Consider the following 17,012-nt stretch of genomic DNA (forward strand, 5'->3'; position numbering starts at 1 on the left):
AAAATGTGTTTTCATTTTTCTGGCGCTGTAGACCTAGTAAAATAATTGCGATATCCGGCGGCTCTTCATTGACTTGAAGTGTCGATGTTAATTGCATGTGATACTGGGATTTATAAAGATGCGAGACACTGCATTATGCGCCTAGAAAATTTAATAGCGACGGTAAGAGATGCTGGCCGAAAAGCGATGGAAATCTATGATCTGAACATAGATGTCGCTTATAAAGCTGACCATTCACCTGTCACTGAAGCTGATATTGCGGTTGATGAGCTTGTCATTCCTGCGCTTGAGGCCGCTTTCCCAGAGATTCCGATTATCAGTGAAGAGCGTTCTCATAATCATTCTTTGGCAGAATGTCCTGACCGCTTTTTTCTTGTTGATCCAATTGATGGTACGAAAGAGTTTATCAAGAAGACCGGTGAGTTCACGATCAATGTTGGCTTGATCGAAAACGGTGTGCCGATAGCGGGCATTGTCTATGCGCCAGCACTTGGTCGGTTGTTTATCGCTGATACAGATGGTTCTTGTTATGAGCTCGATGAAAATGATCAACGAAAAGATTTGCGCGTGCGTGATTGCCCAGATGATTCTGCGGTGATTGCAGTTGCCAGCCGGTCCCATAATACACCTGAAACGCAAGATTTCCTCGATAAAAACAAGATTTCAGAATGTGTTAGCGCAGGTTCCTCATTGAAGTTTTGCGTTTTGGCCGCAGGAGAAGCCGACATTTATCCACGCTTTGGACCCACGATGGAATGGGACACTGCCGCTGGACATGCGGTCTTATCTGGCGCTGGTGGTCAGGTGGTCAATATTGACGGCTCGCCCTTTAAATATGGCAAGCCTGACTTTCGGAATCCCAATTTCATAGCATGTAGCCCACATGCTTTTAAACGGTGCCTGTCTTAGCACCTTGATACTCATTTAAATCAAAACAGTAGGCCGATATGAAAACATTAACGCATCTTCAGCGACTGGAAGCTGAAAGCATACACATTATGCGCGAGGTCGTGGCTGAGGTTGAAAATCCAGTCATGATGTATTCCATCGGCAAGGATTCGGCGGTGATGTTACATTTGGCGCTAAAAGCCTTTTATCCATCACGCCCGCCATTTCCGCTACTGCATGTTGATACGACATGGAAGTTTCAGGAAATGTATAAGTTCCGCGATAAAGTCGCTCAAAAGACAGGCATGGAGCTTTTAACGCACACGAACCCAGATGGGTTAGAGCAGGGCGTTGGCCCGTTCTCGCATGGCTCGGCGGTCCATACCGACATTATGAAAACGCAGGCGCTCAAGCAGGCTTTGGATCATTATAAGTTTGATGCGGCTTTTGGCGGTGCGCGGCGCGACGAAGAAAAGTCCCGTGCAAAAGAACGCATCTTTTCGTTCCGCACAGCAGACCACCGATGGGATCCCAAAAGCCAGCGCCCTGAACTTTGGAAGCTGTATAATGCGCGCAAAGCGCAAGGGGAATCGATCCGCGTATTTCCTCTATCGAACTGGACCGAGCTGGATATCTGGCAATATATCCATCTTGAGAATATCGACATCGTTCCTCTTTATTATTCAGCGAAACGTCCTGTTGTGGAGCGCGATGGCATGCTCATCATGGTCGACGACGATAGAATGCCATTAAAAGAGGGCGAAGTGCCTGAAGAAAAAATGGTGCGCTTTAGAACGCTGGGCTGTTACCCACTAACGGGCGCCGTTGAAAGCGAAGCGGCGACATTGCCTGAAATCATCCAAGAGATGCTATTAACAACCACCTCCGAGCGACAGGGACGTGCGATCGACCACGATCAGTCTGCGTCGATGGAGAAGAAAAAGCAGGAGGGCTACTTCTAATGGCCCATCAATCAGACCTCATTGCATCCGATATTCACGCTTATCTTAAAAGCCATGAAGAAAAATCGCTGCTGCGCTTTATTACATGCGGCAGTGTGGATGACGGCAAATCGACCCTTATTGGCCGATTGCTTTATGAATCGAAAATGATTTTTGAAGATCAGCTTGCCTCATTGGAAGCTGATTCAAAAAAGTCGGGCACACAGGGCGATCAAATAGATTTTGCCCTGCTTGTGGATGGATTGGCTTCTGAGCGTGAGCAGGGGATCACGATTGATGTGGCTTACCGCTTTTTCTCAACGGAAAAACGCAAGTTCATTGTCGCTGATACACCGGGCCACGAGCAATATACCCGCAATATGGCAACAGGCGCTTCAACCGCCGATCTGGCCATTATCCTTATCGATGCGCGTAAAGGCATATTGACCCAAACACGTCGCCATTCGTTTATAGCGTCCAGTGTTGGCATTCGTAATGTTGTGCTTGCTGTTAACAAGATGGATTTGGTGGATTACGACCAGCAGACATTCAACGACATTGATGTTGCGTATCGCGCATTTGCCGAAACACTAAATGCTGACTTCAATATTATGACTATTCCATTGTCTGCTCTTGCAGGAGACAATGTTGTCGAGCGCGGCGAGAATTTAAGTTGGTATTCGGGGCCAACCCTCATGCAGCATCTTGAAGATGTCGCCATTGATGAAGTCGATCAGGCTTTGCCATTTAGGCTGCCTGTCCAATGGGTGAACCGTCCTAATTTGGACTTCCGTGGTTTTGCCGGACAAATTGCTAGCGGTACAATCAAGCCCGGCGATAAGATTAAAGTTCTGCCTTCTGCAAAAGAAAGCACCGTTAAGTCGATTGTCACAATGGATGGCGAACTTGATGAGGCTGTTGCGGGCCAATCCATCACACTGACGCTGAATGATGAGATCGACATTTCACGTGGCGATTTGATCTGTAAGGCAGAGCAGCCAGCCGAGATTGGTAGCCAGTTCGAAGCCAAGATCATCTGGATGTCTGACGAGAAAATGTTCCCGGGCCGTACTTACATTATGAAGTGCGGAACGTCGAACGCACAGGCGACACTTGCGACACCAAAATACAAGATTGACGTCAATACAATGGCGCATGAAGCCACACGTAATTTGATGCTCAATGAAATCGGTATTTGCAATGTTTCGCTCGACCGGAATATTGCGTTTGATCCTTATTCTGCGAACCGCGAAACAGGTGGCTTTATCCTGATCGACAAAATGTCCAATGCGACAGTCGGCATGGGTATGCTCAACTTTGCGCTTCGCCGTTCAGCCAATGTCCATTGGCAAGCAACAGAGGTAAACAAAGAAGCGCGTGCTGGCCTTAAAGGTCAAAAGCCTTGTGTTCTTTGGTTCACCGGTCTTTCTGGTTCTGGTAAATCCACGATTGCCAATGTTCTTGAGAAAAAACTTACATCGGCTGGTTATCACACCATGTTGCTGGACGGCGATAATGTGCGTCACGGCTTGAACAAGGATCTGGGCTTTACGGATACTGACCGTGTTGAAAATGTACGCCGTGTGGCTGAAGTGTCATCGCTCATGGTCGATGCTGGATTGATTACATTGGTATCATTTATTTCACCGTTTGAAGCAGAGCGGCGCATGGCGCGTGCAATGGTCAAAGAGGGCGAGTTCATTGAGGTTTTTGTTGATACGCCATTGAGCGTGGCTGAAGAGCGGGATGTCAAAGGGCTTTACAAGAAGGCGCGTGCCGGAGAGATTAAGAACTTCACAGGGATTGATTCTGCTTATGAAGTACCGGAAAATGCGGACATGACCGTTAACACGACAAGTTTGACAGCTGAACAATCTGCCGATGCTATCATCGCTGATTTGGCCAAACGCGGCATCATTGCAGAACTCGATAATGAGTAAAAATATCCTTGTAACAGGTGGCGCCGGCTATATTGGTTCTCACACCTATGTGGAGCTTAAGGAAGCTGGCTACACCCCTGTTATATTGGATAATTTCTCCAATTCCTCTTCTGGCGTGCTGGAGCGGTTAAGCCAACTTTTTCAGCAGGCACCAATCTTTGTTGAGGGGGATATACGCGATCCCGATCTGATTGAGCGCACACTTAAAGAATATCAATGCGAATCGGTCATACACTTTGCAGGGTATAAAGCTGTTGGCGAAAGCATGGCTGAGCCACTCAAATATTATGAGGTAAATGTCGGTGGAAGCGAACGTTTGCTTTCGGCTATGCGAAAGGCCAACGTTAAAAAGTTGATTTTCTCATCTTCTGCAACCGTTTATGGCGATCCACAGCAATTGCCGATACCAGAAGATCATCCACTTTCTACGGCCAGTGTTTATGGGCAAACAAAGCTGATGGTCGAGGAAATGCTGCGTGCACTTTATGCATCAGACCCTGAATGGTCGATTTGTATTCTTCGATATTTTAATCCTGTTGGCGCGCATTTGTCTGGTCTGATAGGTGAAGACCCGTCTGACATTCCCAATAATTTGATGCCGTTCATTAGCCAAACGGCTGTTGGGCGGCGTGAAAAACTATCTGTCTTTGGCAATGATTATGATACGCCTGATGGTACTGGTGTACGCGACTATATTCATGTCGTTGATCTGGCCAAAGGCCATGTTGCGGCTCTTGAGCTTATGGCAAAGCCACAATGTACGGCGGTTAATCTGGGCACTGGAAACGGTATCAGCGTACTTGATATGGTTCGTGCGTTTGAGAGTGCAAGCGGACAGAACGTGCCTTATGAAATTACAGCGCGGCGGCCAGGTGATATTGCCTCATGTTATGCCGATGCGTCAAAAGCAGAAGCACTGATAGGCTGGAAAGCAACCAAAACGCTTGAAGATATGTGCGTTGATACTTGGCGCTGGCAATCGCAAAATCCCAACGGCTATAAGCCTTAAACTCCGCTCATAATGTCAATAATTTGAAGCTCGTTATTGCTTTTTCCTTAAGTAAAGTGGAAGAAGGCGCATTGTTTTTGGAGTGATCTTTTGTTTCCATTTAAGCCTAATGTGCAGCTTGTCGGCCTTGCCGCTGAACTCAAAGCGCTTGAAGAAAACGGAAAACCAATTCGTATTGGCCTTGTCGGTACAGGCGAAATGGGAACCGATATCTTTACGCAGGTCGCCATGATGCAGGGCATCAAGGTCGGCGCGGTCGTAGAGCGTACTCAGGGGAAAGCCCATATAGCATCGAGACTAGCCTATAGCGAAGATGGCCACACGGTTGATACTGCGACGCATGACGAAATGTCTGCCGCGATGGAAGCGGGTAAAATCGCTGTCACACAGGACATGGATTTGGCGCTCAGCCATGACATGATTGATGTCGTCATTGACGCGACTGGTATTCCGGAAGTTGGCGCAGACATCGGCATGCGCGCCATAGGCTTTGGCAAACATCTAATCATGATGAATGTGGAATGTGATGTTTGTATAGGTCCCTATTTAAAGTCTGAAGCCGACAAAGCGGGTGTCATTTACACGCTTGGTGCTGGCGATGAACCTTCATCATGTATGGAGCTGATCGAGTTTGTAACGGCTATGGGGCATTCGGTTGTTTCTGCTGGTAAAGGGAAGAATAACCCGCTCGATTTTCATGCCGTGCCGGATGACTACAGAGCGGAAGCTGAACGCCGCAATATGAATGTGCGTATGTTGGTTGAGTTTGTTGATGGCTCAAAAACGATGGTTGAAATGGCAGCGATTGCCAATGCAACGGGCCTCGTGCCGGATGTGCCGGGCATGCACGGACCAAGCGCTGGCGTGAGCGAATTGGCAAAGACGCTTATTCCCGTTGAAGATGGCGGTGTTCTCACAAAATCAGGCTGCGTAGATTATTCAATAGGCAAAGGCGTTTCGCCCGGTGTGTTTGTTGTTATCAAAGCCGAGCATCCGCGTGTTCATGAACGTATGGCTGATCTGAAAATGGGTGAGGGGCCATATTTCACCTTCCATAGGCCTTATCATTTAACCTCGCTGGAGGTGCCACTCACGGCTGCGCGTGTTGTCTTGCATGGCAAAGCCGATATGGTGCCGCTTTCAAAGCCTGTAGCTGATGTTTGCGCTGTTGCTAAGCGCGATATTAAAGCAGGTGAAGTTTTGGATGCTGTGGGTGAATATTGCTACCGATCATGGACAATGACGGCGCTTGAATCGCGCGCCAAAGCAGCCGTGCCTTGTGGTTTGCTGCAAGATGGTACATCGTTGAAAGACATTAAGCGCGGAGAACTGATTACATTTGAAAATGCCCGCCCGAAATTAGGCTCACACATTGCCAAATTACGAGCGCGGCAGGACATAATGGTCTGGGGCTCAACGCATATTCCAGACAGTTTGCACTAAGCGCGGAGGGTATCAGCTTGCAGCGCAGTGCTTTTCTAAGTTAAAGCCTGATTTTAAATGCAAACAAATGCCACATTGCCGCGTTTATTAAAGCCGGACATAGTAGTGTAACAAGAAACACCGTTCGTAAATGCCCTATGGCGATTTCGATTTTTAAAAGCGTATTGGTGTCAGGAGTGACCGAAAATATGACGAAGCCTGCTACACCGCTGCTCGACCAGATCAATTCACCTTCAGATCTCAGAAAATTTTCAGATACAGACCTGCCTCAAGTTGCCGATGAATTGCGTGCGGATTTGGTGCATTCTGTCTCAAAGTCGGGTGGTCATCTAGGCTCTAATTTGGGCGTTGTGGAGCTTACAGTCGCTTTGCACCATGTTTTTGATACGCCGCACGACCGCATTTTGTGGGATGTTGGGCATCAATGTTACCCGCATAAAATGCTGACAGGCCGCCGAGCGCAGATGGCGACCATTCGCAAAGAAGATGGTCTTTCAGGCTTTACGAAACGCTCAGAAAGCGAATTTGATCCTTTTGGCGCGGCGCATTCGTCCACTTCTATCTCCGCTGGACTTGGTATGGTGGAGGCCGCACGGCTGCAAGGTACACAGCGCAATGTTGTATCTGTCATTGGTGATGGCTCAATGTCGGCAGGCATGGCCTATGAAGCAATGAATAATGCTGGCGCGATAGATGCACAGCAAATCGTTATTCTCAATGACAACGACATGTCTATTGCACCGCCGACAGGCGCGATGAGTGCATATTTGGCACGTCTGGTTTCCGGCAAGACATATATTTCGCTGCGTGAGTCAGCCAAACAATTATCCAAGCGTTTGCCGAAGTTTTTTCAAGATAAAGCGCGTAAAACAGAAGAATATGCGCGGGCGTTCTGGTCTGGCGGCACACTGTTTGAAGAATTGGGTTTCTTCTATGTTGGTCCAATCGATGGGCACAATTTGGAGCATTTGCTGCCTGTATTACGCAATGCGCGCGATGCGAAGGTTGGCCCGATCCTCATTCATGTTGTGACGCAAAAGGGCAAAGGCTATGCGCCTGCAGAAGCTGCAAGCGACAAGTATCACGGTGTCAGCAAGTTTGATGTTGTTACCGGCGCACAGGCAAAAGCAAAACCCAATGCGCCAAGTTACACGAAGGTTTTTGGTCAGTCATTGGCACAAGAAGGCACGTTTGATGACCGTATCGTGGCGATTTCAGCAGCAATGCCTGGCGGTACGGGTGTTGATATCTTTGAACAAATTCACCCTGATCGCACCTATGATGTTGGTATAGCCGAGCAGCATGCGGTGACATTTGCTGCGGGAATGGCAGCCGATGGCATGAAGCCATTCTGCGCTATTTATTCCACTTTTTTGCAACGCGCATATGATCAGGTCGTTCACGACTGTGCTATTCAGAGCCTGCCTGTTCGTTTTCCAATCGACCGCGCTGGATTTGTTGGTGCTGACGGCTCCACACATGCTGGATCATTCGATGTTGCATATTTAAGCTGTATCCCAAACATGGTTGTTATGGCCGCTGGTGATGAGGCTGATCTAAAACATATGGTCCGCACGGCCGCCGAATATGATGAGGGGCCAATGGCTTTCCGATATCCGCGCGGCGAGGGCGTAGGCGTAGATATGCCGGAACGCGGAGAAATTCTTCAAATCGGTAAGGGGCGCATAATGCGCGAGGGCAGCAAAGTTGCGATTGTCTCTTTAGGCGCAAGGCTTAAAGAAGCGCTGCTCGCAGCCGAAGATTTGGAAACCTATGGTCTTTCGACCACTGTTGCAGATGCTCGATTTGCCAAGCCAATTGATGATGAACTTATTGAAAATCTTGCGCGCAATCATGAATTGATTATCACCGTGGAAGAAGGTTCAATCGGCGGGTTTGGTAGCCATGTGGCGCAGCTATTAAGCAGTCGCGGCCATCTTGATGGATCTGTACGTTTCCGCTCAATGTTCATGCCTGACCGCTTTTTCGAACAAGCTTCTCCTGAAAGACTTTACGAACTCGCTGGGCTGGATGCGGCAAGCATTGTCAAAACTGTCTTTGCTGCATTGGGACGCGATCAGGTTGGCGTGCCGAATATTCGCGCATAGTAAATGATAAACGTAAGTTCAATTTATTCATTGTTCTTTCGCACTAAGGTTCTAAATGTCACTTTTGACGTATGCAGAGACTAATTTTTCATAGAATGGACAATTGAATGAAGCCGGTTTCAGAACTCAGCCCTAATACTTATGCCTTTGAAACAACTGCACTGGTCAAGCCGACAGGCTTTAGAGAATATGATGCACGCTGGTGGTTTGGTCATCCCGCTTCAGATAAAGCGCCTGAACTGAACTTGATCGGCATACAAGCGCTTGGCATGGGCATTGGTACGATGATTGGCCGCCGCGGTATTGATCGCGGTATTGTTGTTGGCCATGATTTCCGTAGCTATTCTCTTTCAATCAAATTAGCGCTCATTCAAGGGCTTATGGCAGCAGGTATGCAAGTAAAAGACATCGGTCTTGCGCTTTCACCGATGGCTTATTTCGGCCAATTTGAGCTGGATGTCCCATCTGTTGCGATGGTCACTGCTTCACATAATGAAAACGGTTGGACTGGTGTGAAAATGGGTTGTGAGCGGCCTTTGACATTTGGTCCAGATGAAATGAACGAACTTAAAGCCATCGTTCTTGAAGGTGATTTTGTAACTGGTAGCGGCGGTTCTTATGAATATATCGAAGGCTTCCGCGAAAAATATATTGCCGACCTTGTTGAAGGTAAAAACATCAAACGAAAACTGAAAGTTGTCGCGGCCTGCGGTAACGGCACTGCAGGTGCCTTTGCGCCTGAAGCTTTGGAGCGCATTGGTGTTGAGGTTATTCCGCTTGATGCTGAACTTGATCACACATTCCCACGTTACAACCCAAATCCAGAAGACATGGAAATGCTCCATGCAATCCGCGACAAAGTGTTGGAAACAGGGGCAGATATCGGCCTTGGCTTTGACGGTGATGGTGATCGCTGCGGCGTAGTCGACAATGAAGGCAATGAGATTTTTGCCGACAAAGTAGGCGTGATGCTCGCACGTGACATTTCTGCAAACCATGAAAACTCAGTTTTTGTTGCAGATGTTAAATCAACGGGTCTTTATATGACGGACCCAGTTCTAAAGGCGCAAGGCGCTACAACAGATTATTATAAGACGGGCCATTCTTATATTAAACGCCGTGTTGCAGAGCTTGGTGCAATTGCAGGCTTTGAGAAATCTGGTCACTTCTTCTTCAACCCGCCGATTGGCCGCGGTTATGATGATGGCATTATCACCGGCATAGCTGTTTGTGAAATGCTTGAACGTAACCCAGATAAGACAATGGCTGATCTATATCGTGATTTGCCGCTGACTTTTGGCTCACCAACAATGTCGCCTCATTGTCCTGATGAAACAAAATACGGGATTGTGGACAAGGTTGTTGCACGCTTTGAAGCGATGAAAGCAGCGGGCGAAAAAGTTGCAGGCCATGATATCATTGATCTTGTCACAGTAAACGGCGTCCGTGTCGTTAGCGATGACGGTACATGGGGGCTTGTGCGCGCATCGTCGAACAAGCCTGAATTGGTGGTGGTCGTGGAAAGCCCTGTCTCAGAAGAGCGTAAACTTGAAATGTTCAAAGCAGTAGATGCGGTATTGCGCGAAAACGACGAAGTTGGAGAATACAACCAGTCGATTTAAGGCGTTGCACCTTTGCTTAATTCCAAACGCCCAAAAGCCGGTAATTTTATTGCCGGCTTTTGTATGTCGAGGCCTATTGTTTGCCCCATAAACTGTAGTTCAAAACCGACGGTGCGACCAAATGCAAACCCAATATAGCCGCCAAAATTAACATAAGTATCGCTATTATTGCTGGTGCGCATAAACCAAATGTCATCACCCAAATAATCTTTGCCAACGGCATTGGGCGGCAAGCTGGCATTCAGTTCCGGCACGTTTCTAAGAACATCTGCAACGAAGGTGTTGGAGTTCGGCCCGGGCCAAATTGTATAATCACCAGCGTTTGAATATCTGTAGACACTAATAGCATTTTCAACTTTTGGAATAAGACGCTTGGCTTCTTCGCCCGTTATTTTGGCAATGATTGATGGTTTGTTCGAATACCAAAAAGCGTCAGCTGCATAATTGTTTTTGCGCACAGGACTGCCCCATCCGAGTTTGTCATAACGATCATAGCCATCTTGGTCTTCGCGCTTCAACACAATCCAGCTATGTACCGCGAACGCACCTTTAAACCCGCCAGTACGTGCTGCCATAATATATATTGCAGGTTGATCTTTGTTGCGCTGTTTTGAAAGAAGACCCGAAGATCCCCAGTCTGCACTGCGCCATGATGCTGGTCTTTCAACACTCGTCCACCACGCTGCTGCCCCAATGGTTGGAAGCAAGAACGGCAGCAGGAATATAAAACTGTATCGAAAAACGAAACGCATCGGGCTTTCTTTATTGGATAATTGCGATAGGAATAGCGGCTAAATGAGGCTGAATTAACGCAATTGTGGAGCATCTTTTGAACCATCCAATTCTTGTCGAACTGATTAGAGGCGCTATCGTTGAAAGCGTTCACCGTGGCTCAATCGCTGTGGTTGATGCTGATGGAAGCACAGTATTATCCGTCGGTACTGTGGATAGACCTGTATATCCACGTTCTGCAATGAAGATGATTCAAGCCTTGCCGCTCGTCGAAAGCGGGGCAGCTGATGCTTATGGTTTTGGCAATGTGGAGCTGTCACTTGCGTGCGCATCCCATTCATCTGAACCAGAACATGCGCAAACAGCTGGTAGAATGCTGGCCGCAGCGGGTTTGAGTGAACCTGATATGGAATGCGGCGCACATTGGCCTTTAATCGGTGCTGCTGCTGAAAAAGCCAAAATCGATATGGCCCGTGCGGGTGAAAATCCATCGCAGCTTCATAATAACTGTTCAGGAAAACATGCCGGCTTTTTGTGCTGCGCTAAACATAGCGGTATGCAAACAAAAGATTATTTGAATACAGACCATGAATTACAACGCAATATTGTTGCAACGATGGAAGATGTGACAGGTGAAGCGATACCTGGCGATCAGTGCGGTGTTGATGGTTGCTCTGCGCCAACACTTGCCGCCAGCTTAAAGGGCTTGGCGCAAGGGTTTGCAAAGCTTGGAACTGGCACAGGGCTAGAACCCATCCGTGCTAAAAGTGCTAATCGTTTAATGCAAGCCTGTATGGCCGAGCCTTGGTATATGGCTGGCACGAACCGTTTTTGCACCCGTGTTATGGAAATAGGTAAAGGGCGCATCTTTGCTAAAGTTGGCGCGGAGGGCGTTTATACAGGCGCTATTCCAGAGCTAGGGCTTGGTATTGCGCTTAAAGCGGATGACGGGGCAGAACGTGCAGCCGAGATGATGCTTGCGGGTGTGCTAAATAAGCTGCTTGGCAAAGACACTGATCTGGGCGAGGCAATCTCGGCGCTGACAACAAGACCAATCAATAATTGGAACGGTATCAATACCGGTGAAATGCGCTCGGTTAGCGTGTAAACAACGCTTCAACCAATGATATTGCCTTCTAGCGTAATATGCTTGGGCGCTTGATCTGGTTTTAGGCCAATATCTGTTGTGCTAATTTTATCCCATTCATGCGTGCGGATATTACCTTCTCGCGCATTGATCTGATTGCCTTTTATGCTGACTGGACCTGCGCCTTTCGCCGCGGAAATGCCAATGCCAATTTTGGCGTTTTTAATCGTGTTGCCGACCACATCAACATTGCGCAAATATGGTCCCCAGCCAAGATTGATACCGTAACCAGCTGTATTCTCGATTGTGTTTTGGGCCACCAATGCGTCCGCCTCGGCGCTAATACCCTGACCGAAATAGGGGGCTTGCGGCTTATATGGGCCAATAGCATTCATGTCTTTTACTATATTACCAGTGATGATAGCACCGCCGCCGCCCACATTGGCATTGGTTGCAGAAATGCCGCTTGCAGCGCCAATGACGATATTGTCTTTAATTTCTGCATTACGAAAACCGAACTCGGCAAAAATTGCCATTTCACCAGACCGTAAACATGTGTTGTTGTTCATTTTGAAATTACGCGCGGTATTGGCGCGCATGGCTGAAAAGGCGCAATCTTCAATCGTATTGTCAGTGATTTCGACATCATCTGTCTTGAATATATTGATGCCGTTGCCCCATTGTCCCGTGCCGCCACGCACGGCAGAAATGCGGCGCACAATGTTATTGCGCATGCGCGAACCATCATAGCCTTGCTCATAACGATGAATGATGATGCCGCCATCAGCACAATCTTCAACCGTGTTATGGCTGATATTCAAGGCTTTGCTTTCAATCGCATAAAGCCCAAACCGTCCACTATCAGAGATGTTGCATTGTATGATCGAGCCACTGCATCGCTCTAAGCGCAAAGCATCATATCTGGCACGCCTAATCGTAATGCCCTTGAGTTCAACTCTAGTTACTTGGCGAAGGTCAATGAGCGCAGAGTTGCTGTCTTCGCCGCCCAAATGAACGCCATCGATCAAAATGTTCTCAAGCAGGGCGGTTGACCCGCCGCGAGAGTTAAGCAGAGGGTTTCTTGTGGTATTGACGAGCGTTACGTGATCACCATCGCCGGCTAGATCAACAAAATCAGGAAGCTGCACGCCAGAAATGGCATAAGTTCCGTTGGGAAGATAAATTTTAGCGCGCTGCTTGGCAGCACGATCAATCATTCTTTGAAATGCGCGGGATTGGTCTTCACGTCTGTTTGGCAATACGCCGTACTCACGCGCGTCGCGTGCCAATGCGGGACGCGCAAAGCTTAATCCGGCCGCATATGTGCCAGCTTGGATCAAAAATTGACGTCTATCGATGAAATTCTTCTTCATGCATATATCAACGCAAGATGAATGCCAAAAAAATCCCAGCGCAAAGCCGGGATCATATTCATAGTAAAATTTGAGTGCGATCAGATGAACTGACCAAGGCCCGGAATAGCAGCGATAACGTTGTCCACTGTTTCTTCGCCTGCATTTTCTTTGGCAAAAGAAATCGTTTCTTTTGCAACGCCCTGAATTTCGCCCATACCAAGACCCATACCCATAAGCTGAGAGCCGAGGCCCATCACACCTGGCATTGCACCGGAAAGAAATCCGCCGCCATCAGCGTTCGCAATCGCTTCTTGAGAACCAGGAACAGCAGCAAGCATTTGTCCAACTTCATCTGCAGGACCTTCTTTTTGAAGGAATGCGAGGATAGCGCCGACTGCTTTTGTCGCTTTGTCTGCATCAATTCCTACATTGTCTGCGATACGTGCGATTAGTTGTTCCATGATTATCTCCGGTTAAATTTTGACGTTTACGTCATATGTTCATAATTTGCCGTGAATGCAAGACACTAACTGAATAGTTTATCTTGAGGCAAAATCTTTACTTGGGCATTGTTTGCAACGTCAGGGCTGATTATAGCCAAGGGATAAAGATTTTAACGGAAGCGATCAGATGACCGAACCGACAAACAGCATTTTCCTAGGCACCAGCCGTAAGCCTGATGATAGTATTCAACAAAAAGAATTTATGTCTTTGGCTTATGCGAATCGGCATGGCTTGATTACGGGCGCAACCGGTACAGGTAAAACGGTTACTTTGCAGATACTTGCGGAAGGTTTTTCAAATGCCGGCGTTCCTGTCTTTTGCGCCGATGTGAAGGGCGACCTTTCCGGAGTGGCTGCGATGGGCAGTGCTGTTGGCAAAGAATTTTTGACCGAACGCGCAGAAAAAATCGGTTTTGAAGATTATGTGTTCCAAGAGTTTCCAGTGCTCTTTTGGGATTTATTTGGCAAAAAAGGTCATCCGATCCGCGCAACGATCTCTGAAATGGGACCATTGCTGCTTTCGCGCATGATGGATCTAACGGATGCTCAAGAAGGCATTATCAATATTGCTTTCAAACTTGCCGACGAGGAGGGACTTTTGCTTCTCGATATGAAGGATCTGCGCTCGCTACTGCTTCATATGGCAGAACACGCATCAGAGCTTTCAGGTGAATACGGGTCGGTAAATAAACAGTCCATTGGCGCCATTCAGCGTAAATTGCTTGTTCTTGAGCAGCAGCACGCGGAGTTGTTCTTTGGTGAGCCAGCTCTAAAAATATCTGACATTATGCGCACAACACCCGATGGCCGCGGCGCAATTAGTGTTTTGGCGGCAGATCAATTGATGATGAACCCACGCCTTTATGGTGTGTTCTTGCTCTGGTTACTGTCGGAATTGTTCGAAGAGCTACCTGAAATTGGTGACCCAGATAAACCGCGCCTCGTGTTTTTCTTTGATGAAGCGCATTTGTTGTTTTCCGAAGCACCAGACATTCTGATCGAGCGTGTTGAACAGGTCGTGCGCCTGATCCGTTCAAAGGGAGTAAGCGTCTTCTTTGTTACGCAAAACCCGCTTGATGTGCCTGACCGAGTTCTATCGCAGCTTGGTAATCGCATTCAGCATGCGCTGCGTGCCTACACACCGCGCGAGCAAAAGGCCGTAAAAACAGCCGCAGATACCTTTAGGCCAAATCCTGATTTTGATTGCTTTGAGACAATTACACAATTGGGTGTGGGCGAGGCACTGGTCTCTACGCTGCAAGCTAAGGGTGTGCCCGGCATGGTGCAACGGACGCTCATTCGCCCGCCATCATCGCGGCTTGGCCCGCTAAACGATACTGAACGCGCAGAATATGTTAAACAAAGCCCTATTTTTGGCCAGTATGATGAGACATTAGACCGTGAAAGCGCGTTTGAAAAACTTGCCGCGCGCGCCAAAAAAGAGGCGGAACTTGAAGAGGAAGAGCGCCGCCGCGAAGAGGAAGATGATGATCGCGACAGCAGCGCACGCTCTAAATGGCGCTTGCCTGGATTTGGCGATGACGATGATGATGACGATGATCGCGATTATGACCGTGACCGCCGCCGCACCACCAAAACAAAGCGTAAAACATCATCTCGTTCTCGCTCGAAATACGGTAACCGACAAACGCCTGCTGAAGCTGCGGTGAAGTCAATTGTGCGGAGTGTATCGACATCGCTTGGTAAAGCTTTAGTGCGCGGTATATTAGGCTCAATCAAACGTGGTTTGTAAGCGGTAAATACGAACACAAAAAAGCGCCTTAAAGGCGCTTTTTTATTATAGGATTTTGCAAAATATCAGCGAACAAGAACCTGTGCGCCAATATTTGCACGACTGTGTAGGTCAATTGCGTCCTGATTCATAAGGCGCACACAGCCTGAAGAGACAGACTTGCCGATTGAGTTCCATTCTGGAGAACCATGCAAGCGGTACAATGTGTCTACATTGCCTTGATAAAGGTAAAGTGCTCGTGCACCCAATGGGTTGTATGGGCCGCCATCCATACCGCCTTCATATGTGTCGGTCTTACGATCATACGTTGTGCGATATTTTTCTAGTTTAGGTTCGCGCTCAATCATTTCTTCTGGTGGGTGCCATTTAGGCCATGATGCTTTACGCTTAACTTCCGCGCGTCCAGACCATTCAAAACCTGCGCGACCTAGGCCAACGCCATAACGTACAGCTTTACCGCCCGGTAGAACTAAGAATAAGTGGTGCGACCTTGTATCAACAATGATTGTCCCTGGCTTTTCACCTGTTGGGTCATTCACGACTTGGCGCAGATAGCGCTCATTGATTTTCTGGTAAGGAACAGCAGGGATAGAAAAGCCGCCATCGGATTTTGCCGCATACATTTCTTCAAATGGAGGGAATTCCGGTGCTTTTGTAAATGGTAGTGGGTTTTTTATGCGTGGCAGAGATGCGCCATCTTCTTTAGGACCGCCCCCGACTGTCGAACATGCGCCGGTTAAGGCAAGCGGTGCTAAAGCACCGAATTTAAGAATACTGCGTCGGTTTAGTTTTTGCATAATACACCCTGATTCGATTGGTGTATTTAAGTACGAAAAGCTCAGTCCGCTGAAAAGACCAATTGCAAGAAGGAGCAGTGGAAGACGTACGAAGTTGCGCAGCTGTGTCGCTTTGGCAACGCAGCGATGAACTGCTTTGATCTTGAACTATAAGAGTTCAGAATGTTTATAGCTCTTCAAGAGTAGAAAGCACTTTGTTCGGGGCATAAGATTTGTATTCGTCAGGCTGTTCTGTGCGGTTAATCCACACGGTTTTGAACCCGAATTTCGTTGCGCCAGCGATATCCCAGCGATTTGATGACTGAAACGACACTTTTTTTGCCTTTATGTCCCAGCTGTCGGTGACCATTCGGTACACATCCGGCGCGGTTTTGAACTTTTTGACGGCATCAACAGAAAAAACATCATCGATTAAATGCCCAAGATCGGATGATTCGATTGCAGCGTTCAGCATTTCAGGTGAACCATTGGATAAAATACCAATACGCGCGCCATTCTTGCGCAATCGCTTGAGCACTTTGGGAACCTCTGGATAGCAGTCGAGCGTCCAATAGGCTTCCAATAGGATTTCGCGTAAATGCCCGTTTTTATCGCCGAGATCGTTGGCTGCCAGCGCATAATCCAATGATTCTTCTGTGAGCTTCCAAAAGTCGCTGTAAGAGCCCATTAGGCTGCGTACCCAAGAATATTCGAGCTGCTTCTGGCGCCAAACTTGGCTCATGCGAGCGCCTGCTGGCCCTAATGCATCAGCATGTTTGCGTACAGCTGAATGGACGTCAAATAAGGTGCCGTAGGCATCAAACACGTAGGCCTCAGAACTCATGACTGTAATCT

At 47.9% G+C, this 17,012-nt stretch carries 14 protein-coding genes; 9 read left to right on the forward strand and 5 right to left on the reverse strand.

Annotated features, from left to right (window positions below; all coding sequences use genetic code 11):
* The first annotated feature begins 135 nt into the window (after positions 1 to 135).
* The 7 genes from cysQ to C504_RS0100395 all read left to right on the forward strand — a co-directional run bounded on the left by cysQ (position 136) and on the right by C504_RS0100395 (position 9,951).
* Positions 136 to 909 carry a 3'(2'),5'-bisphosphate nucleotidase CysQ gene (gene cysQ / locus C504_RS0100365; protein ID WP_026317090.1) on the forward strand — a complete coding sequence of 258 codons (774 nt, stop codon included), beginning with the start codon at positions 136 to 138 and terminating at the stop codon, positions 907 to 909.
* A gap of 38 nt (positions 910 to 947) precedes the next feature.
* Positions 948 to 1,850, forward strand: a complete 903-nt coding sequence (gene cysD, locus C504_RS0100370; protein ID WP_018687304.1) for a sulfate adenylyltransferase subunit CysD — start codon at positions 948 to 950, stop codon at positions 1,848 to 1,850.
* The gene (gene cysN / locus C504_RS0100375; RefSeq protein ID WP_018687305.1) at positions 1,850 to 3,769 is read left to right on the forward strand and encodes a sulfate adenylyltransferase subunit CysN; all 1,920 of its coding nucleotides are present in this window, start codon (positions 1,850 to 1,852) and stop codon (positions 3,767 to 3,769) included. The genes cysD and cysN overlap by 1 nt, the downstream gene beginning before the upstream one ends.
* Positions 3,762 to 4,778: a UDP-glucose 4-epimerase GalE gene (gene galE / locus C504_RS0100380; RefSeq protein ID WP_018687306.1), complete on the forward strand. Its 1,017-nt coding sequence runs from the start codon at positions 3,762 to 3,764 to the stop codon at positions 4,776 to 4,778. Before cysN ends, galE begins: the two co-directional genes overlap by 8 nt.
* A gap of 90 nt (positions 4,779 to 4,868) precedes the next feature.
* Positions 4,869 to 6,221 carry an NAD(P)H-dependent oxidoreductase gene (locus C504_RS0100385; protein ID WP_018687307.1) on the forward strand — a complete coding sequence of 451 codons (1,353 nt, stop codon included), beginning with the start codon at positions 4,869 to 4,871 and terminating at the stop codon, positions 6,219 to 6,221.
* A gap of 188 nt (positions 6,222 to 6,409) precedes the next feature.
* Positions 6,410 to 8,329, forward strand: a complete 1,920-nt coding sequence (gene dxs, locus C504_RS0100390) for a 1-deoxy-D-xylulose-5-phosphate synthase (protein WP_026317091.1) — start codon at positions 6,410 to 6,412, stop codon at positions 8,327 to 8,329.
* 107 nt (positions 8,330 to 8,436) lie between these two features.
* Positions 8,437 to 9,951, forward strand: a complete 1,515-nt coding sequence (locus tag C504_RS0100395) for a phosphomannomutase/phosphoglucomutase (protein WP_018687309.1) — start codon at positions 8,437 to 8,439, stop codon at positions 9,949 to 9,951.
* Here the strand turns inward: C504_RS0100395 and C504_RS0100400 are convergent.
* On the reverse strand, positions 9,948 to 10,703 hold the full coding sequence (locus C504_RS0100400) for a DUF3750 domain-containing protein (RefSeq protein ID WP_018687310.1): 756 nt from the start codon (positions 10,701 to 10,703) through the stop codon (positions 9,948 to 9,950). The two genes, C504_RS0100395 and C504_RS0100400, sit on opposite strands and share 4 nt — an antisense overlap.
* A gap of 77 nt (positions 10,704 to 10,780) precedes the next feature.
* On the opposite strand from C504_RS0100400, the gene C504_RS0100405 reads away from it, so the two are divergent.
* Complete coding sequence (locus C504_RS0100405; protein ID WP_018687311.1) at positions 10,781 to 11,791, forward strand: asparaginase; 1,011 nt, start codon at positions 10,781 to 10,783, stop codon at positions 11,789 to 11,791.
* A gap of 8 nt (positions 11,792 to 11,799) precedes the next feature.
* Here the strand turns inward: C504_RS0100405 and C504_RS16910 are convergent, their stop codons facing one another.
* Positions 11,800 to 13,143, reverse strand: a complete 1,344-nt coding sequence (locus C504_RS16910) for a TIGR03808 family TAT-translocated repetitive protein (protein ID WP_018687312.1) — start codon at positions 13,141 to 13,143, stop codon at positions 11,800 to 11,802.
* Between the two features lie 80 nt (positions 13,144 to 13,223).
* Positions 13,224 to 13,586 (reverse strand): hypothetical protein, encoded by a 363-nt coding sequence (locus tag C504_RS0100415; protein ID WP_018687313.1) that lies wholly within the window; start codon positions 13,584 to 13,586, stop codon positions 13,224 to 13,226.
* Between the two features lie 169 nt (positions 13,587 to 13,755).
* Here C504_RS0100415 and C504_RS0100420 point away from each other — a divergent pair, with 169 nt between their 5' ends.
* Positions 13,756 to 15,381: a helicase HerA-like C-terminal domain-containing protein gene (locus C504_RS0100420; protein ID WP_018687314.1), complete on the forward strand. Its 1,626-nt coding sequence runs from the start codon at positions 13,756 to 13,758 to the stop codon at positions 15,379 to 15,381.
* A gap of 65 nt (positions 15,382 to 15,446) precedes the next feature.
* Here C504_RS0100420 and C504_RS0100425 read toward each other — a convergent pair whose 3' ends face one another.
* Together C504_RS0100425 and C504_RS0100430 are read right to left on the reverse strand one after the other, a co-directional pair.
* Entirely contained in the window at positions 15,447 to 16,178 is a 732-nt protein-coding gene (locus tag C504_RS0100425; protein ID WP_018687315.1) for a L,D-transpeptidase, read from the reverse strand.
* 166 nt (positions 16,179 to 16,344) lie between these two features.
* Positions 16,345 to 17,001 (reverse strand): haloacid dehalogenase type II, encoded by a 657-nt coding sequence (locus C504_RS0100430; RefSeq protein ID WP_018687316.1) that lies wholly within the window; start codon positions 16,999 to 17,001, stop codon positions 16,345 to 16,347.
* Positions 17,002 to 17,012: the final 11 nt, after the last annotated feature.

The organism is Ahrensia kielensis DSM 5890 (genome assembly GCF_000374465.1).
Classification (GTDB): Bacteria; Pseudomonadota; Alphaproteobacteria; order Rhizobiales; family Rhizobiaceae; genus Ahrensia; species Ahrensia kielensis.

Bases quoted from the DNA above. Each gene is read 5' to 3' on its own strand.
- C504_RS0100400 (WP_018687310.1), bottom strand. From the start codon at position 10,703: ATGCGTTTCGTTTTTCGATACAGTTTTATATTCCTGCTGCCGTTCTTG.
- cysQ (WP_026317090.1), top strand. From the start codon at position 136: ATGCGCCTAGAAAATTTAATAGCGACGGTAAGAGATGCTGGCCGAAAA.
- dxs (WP_026317091.1), top strand. From the start codon at position 6,410: ATGACGAAGCCTGCTACACCGCTGCTCGACCAGATCAATTCACCTTCA.
- galE (WP_018687306.1), top strand. From the start codon at position 3,762: ATGAGTAAAAATATCCTTGTAACAGGTGGCGCCGGCTATATTGGTTCT.
- C504_RS0100415 (WP_018687313.1), bottom strand. From the start codon at position 13,586: ATGGAACAACTAATCGCACGTATCGCAGACAATGTAGGAATTGATGCA.
- cysD (WP_018687304.1), top strand. From the start codon at position 948: ATGAAAACATTAACGCATCTTCAGCGACTGGAAGCTGAAAGCATACAC.
- cysN (WP_018687305.1), top strand. From the start codon at position 1,850: ATGGCCCATCAATCAGACCTCATTGCATCCGATATTCACGCTTATCTT.
- C504_RS0100425 (WP_018687315.1), bottom strand. From the start codon at position 16,178: ATGCAAAAACTAAACCGACGCAGTATTCTTAAATTCGGTGCTTTAGCA.
- C504_RS0100395 (WP_018687309.1), top strand. From the start codon at position 8,437: ATGAAGCCGGTTTCAGAACTCAGCCCTAATACTTATGCCTTTGAAACA.
- C504_RS0100430 (WP_018687316.1), bottom strand. From the start codon at position 17,001: ATGAGTTCTGAGGCCTACGTGTTTGATGCCTACGGCACCTTATTTGAC.
- C504_RS16910 (WP_018687312.1), bottom strand. From the start codon at position 13,143: ATGAAGAAGAATTTCATCGATAGACGTCAATTTTTGATCCAAGCTGGC.
- C504_RS0100420 (WP_018687314.1), top strand. From the start codon at position 13,756: ATGACCGAACCGACAAACAGCATTTTCCTAGGCACCAGCCGTAAGCCT.